The following is a 12,766-nucleotide window of genomic DNA, read 5'->3' as shown; positions in this document are numbered from 1 at the left end:
CTCGTATCAGGAGAGTCGAGTGAGCACAAAAGCCTTCAACATTTCAGCCCTAAAACAGCGAGCCGCCTGGCTTGCGATGTTTGCTATGGCGCTGATTATTGTGGCTCCGCTCATCTCAGTTTCGTTGCAGCAATCGCCGATGAGCGCCATGCCGGGTATGCATCATGAAATGAGCATGCCTACGCCGATGTCTGAACATCACTCCGCGCCGGACAGTATGCCCATCGATCACGGCGAGGCCTGCGGCTACTGCGTGCTTCTCACCCATGTTCCTGGCTTGATTCTGGCCCTGTGCGTTTTGCTAAGCGCACTGATGCTTCGCGTGGCGACCGCGTCTTTCCCGCCGCTGGTTTTCCACCGGTGTGACTCCCTCTGGCTATTCCCCGAAACCCGCGCGCCGCCGGAACCGTCTGCTTTACCTGCTTAATAACGATAACTCGCGCTTTAGCGTTACATCGCTCTTATTTGCATAAAGGAAGAGTATGACAACCTGCACCTCGCGGGCGGCATGGGTGCACCTGCTGCGCCGTTTGCACTTTTTTATCGGTCTGTTCGTTGGACCCTTTATTTTCGTTGCGGCCTTTACCGGCACGCTGTATGTCGCCACGCCTCAACTGGAGAATCTGATTTACCGTCAGGCACTTCATAGTGAGATGAGCGGCGAGCGACATTCTCTCGCCGAACAGATTGCCGTTGCGGAACGTTCGCTTGAAGCGCCACTGCGACTGAGCGCGGTGCGTCCGGCTCTGGAAAGAGGGGAGACAACAAGAGTCATGTTTGCTGACCCTTCACTACAGCCCTCAGAAAATCGTGCCGTTTTTATTGATCCTGTCACACTCGCGGTGAAAGGTGATATGACGGTCTATGGAACCAGCGGCATTTTACCGCTGCGTCAGTGGATTGATTACGCACATCGCTCTTTGCTTTTAGGGGATACAGGGCGACTTTATAGCGAGCTTGCCGCATCGTGGATGTGGGTCGCGGCACTGGGCGGGATTTTATTGTGGGCCGTTACCCGGCCAAAACGGCGTATTAAGAACCGATTGCAGAATACCCGGCGAGTGCACGTCACGCTAGGCTGGTGTCTGCTGGCAGGTATGCTGCTGTTTTCTGCAACTGGCCTTACCTGGTCGCAATGGGCTGGCGGTAATGTGGATAAGCTGCGCGCTGAGTTTGGTTGGCTAACGCCGCAGGTGAATACACAACTGCACGGCGGCGAAGTCATGGCGATGGACCCGCATGCTGAGCATCATGGTCACCATCAAGGCATGATCATGAACGAGCCGCCGATCGCCGTAGACAGGATTGATGCGATCCTGCAGGCGGCGCAGCGAGGGGGGATTGCTGCCACACATCTGGAGATCAGACCGCCGCGCAGCGCCGATCGTGCCTGGACGGTAACGGAGATCGATAGGCGTTGGCCGACGCAGGTTGATGCGGTGGCTATCGATCCTACTTCGCTTGCGATCGTTGACTACACGCAATTTGCGGATTTTCCGTTGATGGCGAAGCTCACCCGCTGGGGCGTGGATTTTCATATGGGTATTCTGTTCGGCTTACCTAATCAACTGCTGTTGATCGCCTTTGGCCTCGCGCTTTGCGTCGCTATCGTTATGGGGTATCGCCTTTGGTGGATCAAGCGTCCAGCACAATCGCAGGCGAGCCCAGTCCAGACGTTAGTGCAAAGTTGGCTGGCGCTGACCCTTCCAGCCAGAGCGTTCATGCTGTTGCTGGCGGTTGCGCTCGCCCTGGCGCTACCGGTAATGGGAGCCAGTTTGCTGATGTTCATCATGATTGACTGGTTGCGCTGGCGAAATGCGTTAGCGCAACGGGTACCACAAGCGGTGGAATAGCGTCTTACGGCGTGAATTTTATCTTAGGGCGAACACGGAGGTGTTCGCCTTTTTTGTATGTGTAATTTTATATTTACATTAATTAGGCAATTTATTTGCTAAAAACAGGCTGGTGTAAATAATGATTTACGTATTTTGGATTGAAATCTTTACTCGTTATGATATTGTGGCTTCACCTCATTGAGGAAACCACTATCGCAAACGAGCCATAACAGGTAATGCCATCATGCAAAAAGACGCGCTGAATAACGTAAATATCGCCGATGAACAGATTCTGATCACCCCGGATCAGCTGAAAGCTGAATTCCCGCTCACCGTTGAGCAGGAAGCGCAAATCGCCCAATCACGTAAAACGATTTCTGACATTATCGCCGGTCGCGATCCGCGCCTGCTGGTAGTGTGTGGGCCTTGCTCTATTCACGATCCTGAAGCTGCCATCGAATACGCGCGTCGATTTAAAACCCTTGCGGAAGAGGTCAGCGATAGCCTCTACCTGGTTATGCGCGTCTATTTTGAAAAGCCTCGTACTACCGTTGGCTGGAAAGGGCTTATCAACGATCCGCACATGGATGGCTCGTTTGATGTTGAAGGTGGTCTGAAAATTGCGCGTCGTCTGCTGGTTGAGTTGGTCAGCATGGGGCTGCCGCTGGCGACCGAAGCGCTGGATCCGAACAGCCCGCAGTACCTGGGCGACCTGTTTAGCTGGTCTGCGATTGGTGCGCGTACTACCGAATCTCAAACCCACCGTGAAATGGCGTCTGGTCTGTCGATGCCGGTTGGTTTCAAAAACGGCACCGATGGTTCACTGGCCACCGCTATCAACGCCATGCGTGCAGCGGCCATGCCACACCGCTTTGTCGGTATCAACCAGGCCGGTCAAGTCTGCCTGCTGCGCACCCAGGGTAACCCGGATGGTCATGTGATCCTGCGCGGTGGTAAAAAGCCGAACTACGGTCCGGAAGATGTGGCGCAGTGTGAAAAAGAGATGGAACAAGCAGGACTGCGCGCATCGCTGATGGTAGATTGCAGTCATGGTAATTCTAATAAAGACTACCGCCGTCAGCCTGCGGTGGCGGAATCCGTTGTCGCACAGATCAAGGACGGTAACCGTTCCATTATTGGTCTGATGATTGAGAGCAACATTCACGAAGGTAACCAGTCTTCCGAGCAGCCGCGCTGTGAGATGAAATACGGCGTATCGGTCACGGATGCCTGCATCAGTTGGGAAGCGACGGATGCGCTGTTGCGTGAGCTCGACAAGGATTTACGCGGCCATCTGGCGGCTCGTCTGGCGTAAGAGGATTGTATGGTTGCTGAACTGACCGCACTGCGCGATCAAATTGATGAAGTGGATAAAGCGCTGCTGAGCCTGCTGGCTAAGCGTCTGGAACTGGTGGCGGAAGTCGGGGAAGTCAAAAGTAAATATGGCTTGCCGATTTATGTCCCGGAGCGTGAAGCGTCGATGTTGGCTTCACGCCGAAAAGAAGCGGCCGCGCTGGGTGTGCCGCCCGATTTGATTGAAGATGTGCTGCGCCGTGTCATGCGGGAGTCTTACTCCAGCGAAAACGATAAAGGCTTTAAAACGCTGTGTCCGTCGCTGCGCCCGGTAGTGATTGTGGGCGGCGGCGGCCAGATGGGGCGGCTATTTGAAAAAATGCTGACACTCTCTGGCTACCAGGTGCGGACGCTGGAGAAAGATGACTGGGCGCGTGCGCCTGAGCTGGTTGCTGATGCTGGCATGGTGATTGTCAGCGTACCTATCCACGTGACCGAGCAAATTATCGAGAAGCTGCCGCCGCTGCCCGCGGATTGTATTCTTGTCGATTTGGCGTCGGTGAAAGCGGGTCCGTTACAGGCCATGCTTTCCGCGCACCAGGGGCCCGTTTTAGGGCTGCACCCGATGTTCGGCCCGGACAGCGGCAGCCTGGCGAAACAGGTTGTGGTGTACTGCGATGGCCGTCAGCCGGAAGCGTACCAGTGGTTCCTTGAGCAGATTCAGGTCTGGGGGGCGCGTCTGCATCGCATCAGCGCGGTGGAGCACGACCAGAACATGGCCTTTATCCAGGCGCTGCGTCACTTTGCGACCTTCGCTTATGGTCTGCACCTGGCGGAAGAGAACGTCCAGCTGGAGCAGTTACTGGCGCTCTCGTCGCCGATTTACCGTCTGGAGCTGGCGATGGTCGGGCGATTGTTCGCACAGGACCCGCAGCTTTATGCAGACATCATTATGTCGTCTGGCAATAACCTGGCGCTGATTAAACGCTACTACCAGCGCTTTGGCGAGGCTATTGGCCTGCTGGAGCAAGGGAACAAGCAGGCGTTTATCGACAGCTTCCGCAAAGTTGAACACTGGTTCGGTGACTACGCGCAGCGCTTCCAGAGTGAGAGCCGCGTCCTGTTACGACAGGCGAACGACAGTCGGCAATAACGAAACTGTATATACTTGAAAGCCAGGGGAAATCCTCTGGCTTTTTTTATGGGATGAACAGAATGGCTGACGCAAACCTGCTGTTTGATTATACCGGGCACCTGCCGGAATGCCCGACCTGGAGCGAGGCGGAACAGGCGCTCTACTGGGCGGATATCATGGAGTGTGAAATTCACCGCTATGAGTTAGCGACCGGAGAGCACCGGGTTTTACAGTTCCCGGAAGAGGTGGGCTGCTTTGCGCTGCGGGAAAACGGCGGCTTTATCGTCGCCTTACGCAGCGCTATCTGGCTTGCCGACAGCCGTGGCCTGCTCCAGCATAAAGTGTGCGATAACCCGAGTAACCCGCAGCTGGCGCGCTTTAACGATGGCGGCACTGACCGCGACGGACGTTTTTATGCCGGAACCTTCTGGGGACCGGGTGACTATAACGGCGCGCTGCTGGTGCGGATTGACAATCAACTGAGACCGAAAGTGGTGCAGTGCGATATTCAGGGCGCTAACGGGCTGGCGTTTAGCGAAGATAAAAACTGGATGTTTACCTCAGATACGCCAAATGGTGTGATTTACCGTACGCCGCTGGATGAGTACGGTGAGCCGCAAAGGCGTGAGGTGTTCCGCCGGTTTAACGCGGGGGAAGGTATTCCCGACGGGGCGGCTGTCGACGAAGAAGGATGCTACTGGAGTGCGATGTTTGATGGCTGGCGGGTGGCACGCTTCTCGCCGACGGGTGAACAGCTTGCCGAGTATCGTTTGCCGGTGCGTTGCCCGACGATGGTGTGCTTTGGTGGTGCGGATATGCGCACGCTCTTTATCACCACCACCCGCGAGAACATGTCAGCGGAGGAGGTGGCGCAGTATCCGCTTTCCGGTGCCGTCTTCACCCTGCCGGTAGAGGTAGCAGGGATGAAGAAGCTGCCGTTTATCGAACGTTAAACCGGGTCGACCGGTACTACGTTCTCGCTTGGGTAACAGCCCAGCACTTTCATGGAACGGGTAATACCAGAGAGCTCTTTTAGCGCCTTTTGCATCGGCAGAGATTCCAGGTTGGCCTGGATGTCGAGATAAAACATCTCTTCCCATGGGTTGCCGTGAATAGGGCGCGATTCGAGCTTGGTCATAATCAGGTTATGGTTGCGCAGTACCAGCAGCGCTTCAACCAGTGCACCGGCCTGTTGCCCGGTAGCGATAAGCAGAGTCGTTTTTGCCGGAACCTGATCGGAGACGTTCACCGATTTACGTGCCAGCACCAGGAAGCGGGTGATGTTCTGCGTCTGGTTGGCCTGGCAATGCTCCAGTACCTGCAGGCCATACAGCTTCCCGCCAGCTTCGCTGCCTAATGCGGCGACGGTAGGGGAGTTAGCCTGCGCGACTTTTTCCATCGCCGCCGAGGTGCTCTCGGTGTACTCAATTTTCCACTGCGGATAATGGCTCAGGAACTGGCTGCACTGCTGGAACGGTTGCGGATGGCTGTAGACCGTCTGGATGGTTTCAAGCGTTGTGCTGCCGTTCACCAGCACGCAGTGGTCAATAGGCACCGTCATCTCACCGACAATCGACAGGCTGGTGTGCTGCAGCAGGTCGTAGACATCGTTAATCCCACCGGAGCTGGTGTTTTCGATAGGCACGACGGCATAGTCGGCCTGGCCGGTCTCGACCTGATTAAAGATATCGGCGAACTTCACGCAGCCGCTTTCGATAAACTGCTCAAAGTGACGGGCGGCATACTGGCGCGCGGCCAGATGCGAGTACGACCCTTTTGGCCCCAGAAACGCAACGCGTGCGGAGTGCGGGTTAATCTTGTTCAGGTGCTGCTGCAATAGCGTCTGCTGGGTGAGGACGGAATCTTCAATGATAAGCTGGAACAGACGCGTGATGTAGTGGGCATCGAGCTGATGGGTTTTGCCGATGGTGATAAGACGCTCCAGCAGGTCACGCTCACGGTCGATATCGCGCACCGGGCGATGAGAGGCCAACTTTGCCTTACCCACTTCTACGGCAAGGCCGCGGCGTTCTGCCAGCAGGCTGACCAGCTTCTCATCGAGGGCACTTATCTTATCGCGTATTGCCAGTAACGGGTTTTCCGAAGTCATCATGTTTGCCTTTCTTGTTATCAATAAAAAAGGCCTCCCAGGTGGGAGGCCTTATTGTTCGTCTTCGCATTCTTTATCACACGACGAAACGCCTCCCAATCAGGGGAAGGTAAAAAAGAATGCGAAGAAAAACGGTAGTCGTATCACAACAGGTTAAATCCTTAGTGTGGTGAGGTTTTACAGTACCTGCTCTGTTTTCGTTCTGTCAATAAAAAACGCGCCCGAAGGCGCGTTGGTGATACACATTAAAGTACAAAGTTCAGTTTACTCTTCTTCAACTTCTTCTACGAAGCTTGCGTCTTTCACCGACGTTGCGGCGCGACGGGCTTCCCCTTTGTGTTGCACCTTATTGAGCTGCCGTTCCAGCTTGTTGATCAATTCGTTAATGGCGGTGTACATATCTTCGTGTTTAGCGCTGGCGACCAGATGCCCGTTCGGGGTATTCATCGTGGCGTCCGCTACAAATCCCTGTGGCTCTTTGGACAGGATGATATGCGGGTTGATTAAGTGGGTTTGCCATTTTTCCAATTTTGAGAGACGGTCTGCGACATGCTGGCGAATAGCCGGAGTAATTTCCATTTGTTTACTGGTAATGTTCATTGTCATAAATTTTACCTCTTGTCTTTCCGTCTTGGTGATTCCAGCATACCTCGGATTTGGCTAAAATGTGTGATAAAGATCACATTATTTTGTCACTTTTTGTCAGTGCATTCATTTTGTGAGTCAGGACAGGAAGAAGTGATTTTTTACTTGTCGGTTTGGGAAAATACAGCCATATTTGATAGGATGACTTGGAGCTAAACCGCTTCAGCTATGACCTGATACGAATAAAAAAACGGCAGCCACAGGGCTGCCGTTTTGCTTGATAGGATGGTCCGAATCAGGACTGGGTGTTTTTGCTGTTGGCCGCGATGATTTTAGCGACTTTGTCAGCCTGCGCGGTCATCTGCATTTCGCGATAGGCGTTTTCCATCTTCGGAAGCGCGTCGCGAGTTGCCTGGGTGTCCGGATAGTTACGCATCATGTTTTCGGTGCGGTTAACCACGGCTACCCATGCACCACGTGCAGTGTAGTAATCAACAACGGAAAGTTCATACTTCGCCAGACGGTCTTTCAGGAAGACCAGACGCTTGTTGGCATCGGTGACGTATTGACTGTTCGGGTAGCCGCGCACCAGCTTCGAGAAGTCATTGAATGCGTCACGCGCGTGCTGCGGATCGCGGTCGGAACGGTCTACGCCGAAGAAGCCCTGCAGCGCGCTATCGTCCAGCGCCATGTTTGTCAGGCCACGCATGTACATCACGTAGTCGATGTTTGGATGAGTCGGGTTAAGACGAATGAAACGGTCAATTGCGGCCTGGGCCAGCGGCAGATCGGCATTTTTATAGTATGCGTAGATCAGATCCAACTGAACCTGCTGAGAATATGGCCCGAACGGATAGCGGTTATCCAACGCTTCCAGTTGCGTTATTGCCTGTTTCCAGTTACCGTCCTGCAGCTTTTGCTGAGCAGTTGCGTAGATTTCATTAGGCGGATTATCAGGAACTTCGTCCTTTGAACCAGAGCACCCCGCCAAAGCCAGGCTCAACGTGGCCGCTGCCACCAGATATTTCATGCGCGTCATGACGTTTTGACTTTCCTCAAAATGTTTATACGGGATATTCACAGTTCCTGTTCCCGATTAAGACCAGCTACAATAGCACACTATATTAAACGGCGAAGCCGTAAAAACCCAACGTTAACGAAGAAGCTGTATATGGCACAACGAGTACAACTCACCGCAACGGTGTCCGAGTCACAACTTGGACAACGCTTAGATCAGGCTTTGGCCGAAATGTTCCCTGATTATTCGCGTTCGCGCATAAAAGAATGGATCCTCGACCAACGCGTACAGGTAAATGGCAAAGTTTCAGACAAGCCAAAAGAGAAAGTCATGGGCGGCGAGACCGTATCTATTGACGCCGAAATCGACGAAGAGATCCGCTTTGAAGCGCAGGATATCCCACTCGATATCGTTTATGAGGATGATGACATCATGGTCATCAACAAACCGCGTGACCTCGTGGTACACCCTGGCGCCGGTAACCCGGACGGCACGGTGCTGAACGCGCTGCTGCATTATTATCCACCGATTGCTGATGTGCCGCGTGCGGGCATCGTGCACCGTCTGGATAAAGACACGACCGGTCTGATGGTGGTGGCGAAGACCGTTCCGGCGCAAACGCGTCTGGTGGAATCGCTGCAGCTGCGTGAAATCACCCGTGAGTACGAAGCGGTAGCGATTGGTCATATGACGGCAGGCGGTAGCGTTGAAGAACCGATCAGCCGTCACCCAACCAAGCGTACCCACATGGCGGTACACCCGATGGGTAAACCGGCGGTCACGCACTATCGCATCATGGAGCACTTCCGTGTGCACACGCGTCTGCGACTGCGTCTGGAAACCGGACGTACGCACCAGATCCGCGTGCACATGGCGCATATCACTCATCCGCTGGTGGGCGATCAGGTCTACGGTGGCCGTCCGCGTCCGCCGAAAGGCGCATCGGATGAGTTCATTTCCGTACTGCGTAAGTTTGACCGTCAGGCGCTTCACGCGACCATGCTGCGTCTCTATCACCCGATCTCGGGGATTGAAATGGAATGGCATGCGCCAATCCCGCAGGATATGGTTGATCTGATTGCGGTGATGCGCGACGACTTTGAAGAACATAAGGATGACGTAGACTGGCTATGACCAAAATCATTGTCCCGGAGTGGCCGCTGCCAGAAAGCGTAGCGGCCTGCAGTTCAACGCGCGTGGGTGGCGTCAGCGAAGGGGCTTGGGATTCTTTGAATCTCGGTGCTCATTGCGGCGATAACCTTGAGCATGTGGAAGAGAACCGTAAGCGCATGTTCACGGCAGGTAAACTGCCGTCGAAACCGGTGTGGCTTGAGCAGGTGCACGGTACCGCCGTTTTGCATCTGACCGGTGAGCCGTATGCTTCTAAGCGTGCCGATGCCTCCTATAGCAATACGCCCGGGACCGTGTGTGCGGTGATGACAGCCGATTGTCTTCCTGTTCTCTTTTGCAATAAAGCGGGAACGGAAGTGGCCGCAGCGCATGCTGGCTGGCGTGGCTTGTGCGACGGCGTGCTGGAAGAGACCGTGGCTTGCTTCAAAGACAGTCCTGAAAATATTCAGGCATGGTTTGGCCCGGCGATTGGGCCGCAGGCCTTTGAAGTCGGCCCTGAAGTACGCGATGCGTTTATGGCGAAAGACGCCAACGCGGTTAGCGCATTCCGTCCAGCAGGCGAAAAATACTATGCTGATATCTACCAGCTGGCGCGTCAGCGTCTGGGAAATATCGGTGTGACCGCTGTCTTTGGCGGTGACCGCTGTACCTTCAGCGAAAAGGATGATTTTTTCTCTTATCGCCGTGACCGTACTACAGGTCGTATGGCAAGTTTCATCTGGCTGATATAACCTATAGAATCAAGACGATCCAGAAGGCAGACATTTTTTTCTCATTGACCAGGTCATTTAACCTTGAATAATTGAGGGATGACCTCATTTAATCTCCTGTAGCAAATTTGACCTAGTATGGGAGGAGTCATGCGTCTGGATCGTCTTACCAATAAATTCCAGCTTGCTCTTGCCGATGCCCAGTCGCTCGCACTCGGGCACGACAACCAATTTATCGAACCTCTTCATTTAATGAGCGCCTTGCTGAATCAGGAAGGGGGCTCGGTACGTCCATTATTAACATCCGCTGGCATTAATGCTGGCCAGTTGCGTACTGCTATCGATCAGGCGTTGAGCCGTTTACCTCAGGTGGAAGGCACCGGTGGTGACGTGCAGCCGTCTCAGGATCTGATGCGCGTACTGAATCTTTGCGACAAGCTGGCGCAAAAACGCAACGACAATTTTATTTCGTCAGAACTGTTCGTTCTGGCGGCGCTTGAGTCTCGTGGCACTTTGACCGACCTGCTGAAAACAGCGGGCGCAACTACCGCCAATATCACTCAAGCCATTGAACAGATGCGCGGAGGTGAAAGCGTGAATGACCAGGGTGCCGAAGACCAACGTCAGGCATTGAAGAAGTATACGGTCGATCTGACCGAGCGCGCCGAACAGGGCAAGCTTGACCCGGTTATCGGCCGTGATGAAGAGATTCGCCGTACCATTCAGGTACTGCAGCGTCGTACCAAAAACAACCCGGTATTGATTGGTGAGCCTGGTGTCGGTAAAACCGCCATCGTTGAAGGGCTGGCACAGCGCATTATTAACGGTGAAGTCCCGGAAGGCTTAAAAGGCCGCCGCGTACTGGCGCTGGATATGGGCGCGCTGGTGGCCGGGGCGAAATACCGCGGTGAGTTTGAAGAGCGTCTGAAAGGCGTGCTGAACGACCTGGCGAAACAGGAAGGCAACGTCATCCTGTTTATCGATGAGTTGCATACCATGGTTGGCGCGGGTAAAGCCGACGGTGCGATGGATGCCGGTAACATGCTGAAACCGGCGCTGGCGCGTGGTGAACTTCACTGCGTGGGGGCAACAACGCTGGATGAATACCGCCAGTACATCGAAAAAGATGCGGCGCTGGAACGTCGATTCCAGAAAGTGTTCGTGGCTGAACCTTCGGTGGAAGACACCATCGCGATTCTGCGTGGTTTGAAAGAACGTTATGAGCTGCACCACCACGTGCAGATTACCGACCCCGCAATCGTGGCGGCAGCAACGCTGTCTCACCGCTACATTGCCGATCGTCAGTTGCCGGATAAAGCCATCGACCTTATTGATGAAGCGGCGTCCAGCATTCGTATGCAGATTGACTCGAAGCCGGAAGAACTCGATCGACTCGACCGTCGTATCATTCAGCTGAAGCTGGAACAGCAGGCGTTAATGAAAGAGTCTGACGAGGCGAGCAAGAAACGTCTCGACATGTTGAACGATGAGCTGAGCGATAAAGAGCGTCAGTACTCTGAGTTAGAAGAAGAGTGGAAAGCAGAAAAAGCGTCCCTCTCCGGCACGCAGACGATCAAAGCTGAACTGGAGCAGGCGAAAATCGCCATTGAGCAGGCGCGTCGCGTCGGCGACCTGGCTCGCATGTCTGAACTGCAGTACGGCAAAATTCCAGAGCTGGAAAAACAGCTCGAAGCAGCCACGCAGTCTGAAGGCAAAACCATGCGCCTGTTACGTAATAAAGTGACGGATGCAGAGATTGCTGAAGTGCTGGCGCGCTGGACCGGTATTCCGGTTGCCCGCATGCTGGAAGGCGAGCGTGAGAAACTGCTGCGTATGGAGCAGGATCTGCACAGCCGCGTGATTGGTCAGAACGAGGCGGTTGAAGCGGTTTCGAACGCGATCCGTCGTAGCCGTGCTGGGCTGTCCGACCCGAACCGTCCGATTGGTTCATTCCTGTTCCTGGGGCCAACCGGGGTAGGTAAAACCGAACTGTGTAAAGCGCTGGCTAACTTCATGTTCGACAGCGATGACGCCATGGTGCGTATCGACATGTCTGAGTTTATGGAGAAACACTCCGTGTCTCGTCTGGTCGGTGCGCCTCCGGGATATGTCGGTTATGAAGAGGGCGGTTACCTGACGGAAGCGGTGCGTCGTCGTCCTTATTCTGTCATCCTGCTGGATGAAGTCGAGAAAGCGCATCCGGATGTGTTTAACATTCTGCTGCAGGTTCTGGACGACGGGCGTCTGACCGACGGGCAGGGGAGAACGGTCGACTTCCGTAACACGGTGGTCATCATGACCTCTAACCTCGGTTCCGACCTGATTCAGGAACGCTTCGGTGAACTGGACTACGGGCATATGAAAGATCTGGTACTGGGTGTGGTCAGCCACAGTTTCCGTCCAGAATTCATTAACCGTATCGATGAAGTGGTGGTCTTCCATCCGTTGGGTGAAAAACATATCGCTTCGATTGCTCAGATTCAGTTGCAGCGTCTGTACCAGCGTCTGGAAGAGCGTGGTTATGAAACGCAGATGTCTGATGAAGCGCTGCAGTTGCTGAGTCAGAACGGTTACGATCCGGTGTATGGTGCACGTCCGTTGAAACGTGCAATCCAGCAGCAGATTGAAAACCCGCTGGCCCAGCAGATTCTGTCCGGCGAGCTGATTCCAGGCAAAGTTATCCGCCTGGAAGTCAAAGACGACCAGATTGTGGCAGTGCAGTAAGTCACAAAAAGAAGAAAACGAGCCCTTTTGGGCTCGTTTTTGTTTAAAAACTAGGCAAGAATAAGAGTGTTGAATGAAAAGTAAGCGAACGATAAGTTTTTTCGAATTTATGCTTGCGACTTCTCAGTATCTCCCTATAATGCGCCTCCACTGACACGGAACAACGGCAAACAAGCCGCCGGGTCAGCGAGGTTCTCCTGAGAATCTCAACAGAGAAAAGCGAAA

At 54.0% G+C, this 12,766-nt stretch carries 12 protein-coding genes and 1 other annotated feature; of the genes, 8 read left to right on the top strand and 4 right to left on the bottom strand.

The window, feature by feature from the left end; genetic code table 11:
- The first annotated feature begins 76 nt into the window (after positions 1 to 76).
- The 5 genes from ACH1XZ_RS21975 to ACH1XZ_RS21955 all read left to right on the top strand — a co-directional run bounded on the left by ACH1XZ_RS21975 (position 77) and on the right by ACH1XZ_RS21955 (position 5,216).
- Entirely contained in the window at positions 77 to 427 is a 351-nt protein-coding gene (locus ACH1XZ_RS21975; RefSeq protein ID WP_395597205.1) for a DUF2946 domain-containing protein, read from the top strand.
- Positions 428 to 482: 55 nt separating this feature from the next.
- Positions 483 to 1,853, top strand: coding sequence for a PepSY-associated TM helix domain-containing protein (locus tag ACH1XZ_RS21970; protein WP_395597162.1), 1,371 nt, complete (start codon positions 483 to 485; stop codon positions 1,851 to 1,853).
- Between the two features lie 226 nt (positions 1,854 to 2,079).
- Positions 2,080 to 3,150 carry a 3-deoxy-7-phosphoheptulonate synthase AroF gene (aroF, locus tag ACH1XZ_RS21965; RefSeq protein ID WP_395597161.1) on the top strand — a complete coding sequence of 357 codons (1,071 nt, stop codon included), beginning with the start codon at positions 2,080 to 2,082 and terminating at the stop codon, positions 3,148 to 3,150.
- A 9-nt stretch (positions 3,151 to 3,159) separates the two neighbouring features.
- A complete protein-coding gene (tyrA, locus tag ACH1XZ_RS21960) occupies positions 3,160 to 4,281 on the top strand; it encodes a bifunctional chorismate mutase/prephenate dehydrogenase (protein ID WP_035894955.1) in 1,122 nt (373 codons plus the stop codon).
- 62 nt (positions 4,282 to 4,343) lie between these two features.
- Complete coding sequence (locus ACH1XZ_RS21955) at positions 4,344 to 5,216, top strand: SMP-30/gluconolactonase/LRE family protein (RefSeq protein ID WP_395597160.1); 873 nt, start codon at positions 4,344 to 4,346, stop codon at positions 5,214 to 5,216.
- On the opposite strand, the gene pheA is transcribed toward ACH1XZ_RS21955, so the two are convergent.
- From pheA to bamD, 4 genes are all read right to left on the bottom strand, one after another.
- Positions 5,213 to 6,373 (bottom strand): bifunctional chorismate mutase/prephenate dehydratase, encoded by a 1,161-nt coding sequence (gene pheA / locus ACH1XZ_RS21950; protein ID WP_395597204.1) that lies wholly within the window; start codon positions 6,371 to 6,373, stop codon positions 5,213 to 5,215. The two genes, ACH1XZ_RS21955 and pheA, sit on opposite strands and share 4 nt — an antisense overlap.
- A gap of 23 nt (positions 6,374 to 6,396) precedes the next feature.
- Positions 6,397 to 6,521: a sequence feature (Phe leader region), on the bottom strand.
- Positions 6,473 to 6,520, bottom strand: coding sequence for a pheA operon leader peptide PheL (gene pheL, locus ACH1XZ_RS21945; protein ID WP_369709598.1), 48 nt, complete (start codon positions 6,518 to 6,520; stop codon positions 6,473 to 6,475). (Overlaps the previous feature by 48 nt.)
- 116 nt (positions 6,522 to 6,637) lie before the next feature.
- Positions 6,638 to 6,979 (bottom strand): ribosome-associated translation inhibitor RaiA, encoded by a 342-nt coding sequence (raiA, locus tag ACH1XZ_RS21940; RefSeq protein WP_035894958.1) that lies wholly within the window; start codon positions 6,977 to 6,979, stop codon positions 6,638 to 6,640.
- 274 nt (positions 6,980 to 7,253) lie between these two features.
- Positions 7,254 to 7,997, bottom strand: a complete 744-nt coding sequence (bamD, locus tag ACH1XZ_RS21935) for an outer membrane protein assembly factor BamD (RefSeq protein ID WP_062779280.1) — start codon at positions 7,995 to 7,997, stop codon at positions 7,254 to 7,256.
- A gap of 132 nt (positions 7,998 to 8,129) precedes the next feature.
- On the opposite strand from bamD, the gene rluD reads away from it, so the two are divergent.
- From rluD to clpB, 3 genes are all read left to right on the top strand, one after another.
- Positions 8,130 to 9,110: a 23S rRNA pseudouridine(1911/1915/1917) synthase RluD gene (rluD, locus tag ACH1XZ_RS21930; RefSeq protein ID WP_035894959.1), complete on the top strand. Its 981-nt coding sequence runs from the start codon at positions 8,130 to 8,132 to the stop codon at positions 9,108 to 9,110.
- Entirely contained in the window at positions 9,107 to 9,838 is a 732-nt protein-coding gene (yfiH, locus tag ACH1XZ_RS21925; RefSeq protein ID WP_395597159.1) for a purine nucleoside phosphorylase YfiH, read from the top strand. Before rluD ends, yfiH begins: the two co-directional genes overlap by 4 nt.
- Positions 9,839 to 9,967: 129 nt before the next feature.
- The gene (clpB, locus tag ACH1XZ_RS21920) at positions 9,968 to 12,541 is read left to right on the top strand and encodes an ATP-dependent chaperone ClpB (protein WP_395597158.1); all 2,574 of its coding nucleotides are present in this window, start codon (positions 9,968 to 9,970) and stop codon (positions 12,539 to 12,541) included.
- The last annotated feature ends 225 nt before the right edge of the window (positions 12,542 to 12,766 follow it).

The organism is Kluyvera chengduensis (assembly GCF_044197065.1).
Lineage (GTDB): Bacteria > Pseudomonadota > Gammaproteobacteria > Enterobacterales > Enterobacteriaceae > Kluyvera > Kluyvera ascorbata_C.
This window is presented reverse-complemented; position numbering and strand designations above follow the sequence as displayed.

Coding starts and splice junctions, on each gene's coding strand:
- ACH1XZ_RS21975 (WP_395597205.1), top strand. CDS start 77: ATGTTTGCTATGGCGCTGATTATTGTGGCTCCGCTCATCTCAGTTTCG.
- ACH1XZ_RS21970 (WP_395597162.1), top strand. CDS start 483: ATGACAACCTGCACCTCGCGGGCGGCATGGGTGCACCTGCTGCGCCGT.
- aroF (WP_395597161.1), top strand. CDS start 2,080: ATGCAAAAAGACGCGCTGAATAACGTAAATATCGCCGATGAACAGATT.
- tyrA (WP_035894955.1), top strand. CDS start 3,160: ATGGTTGCTGAACTGACCGCACTGCGCGATCAAATTGATGAAGTGGAT.
- ACH1XZ_RS21955 (WP_395597160.1), top strand. CDS start 4,344: ATGGCTGACGCAAACCTGCTGTTTGATTATACCGGGCACCTGCCGGAA.
- pheA (WP_395597204.1), bottom strand. CDS start 6,373: ATGACTTCGGAAAACCCGTTACTGGCAATACGCGATAAGATAAGTGCC.
- raiA (WP_035894958.1), bottom strand. CDS start 6,979: ATGACAATGAACATTACCAGTAAACAAATGGAAATTACTCCGGCTATT.
- bamD (WP_062779280.1), bottom strand. CDS start 7,997: ATGACGCGCATGAAATATCTGGTGGCAGCGGCCACGTTGAGCCTGGCT.
- rluD (WP_035894959.1), top strand. CDS start 8,130: ATGGCACAACGAGTACAACTCACCGCAACGGTGTCCGAGTCACAACTT.
- yfiH (WP_395597159.1), top strand. CDS start 9,107: ATGACCAAAATCATTGTCCCGGAGTGGCCGCTGCCAGAAAGCGTAGCG.
- clpB (WP_395597158.1), top strand. CDS start 9,968: ATGCGTCTGGATCGTCTTACCAATAAATTCCAGCTTGCTCTTGCCGAT.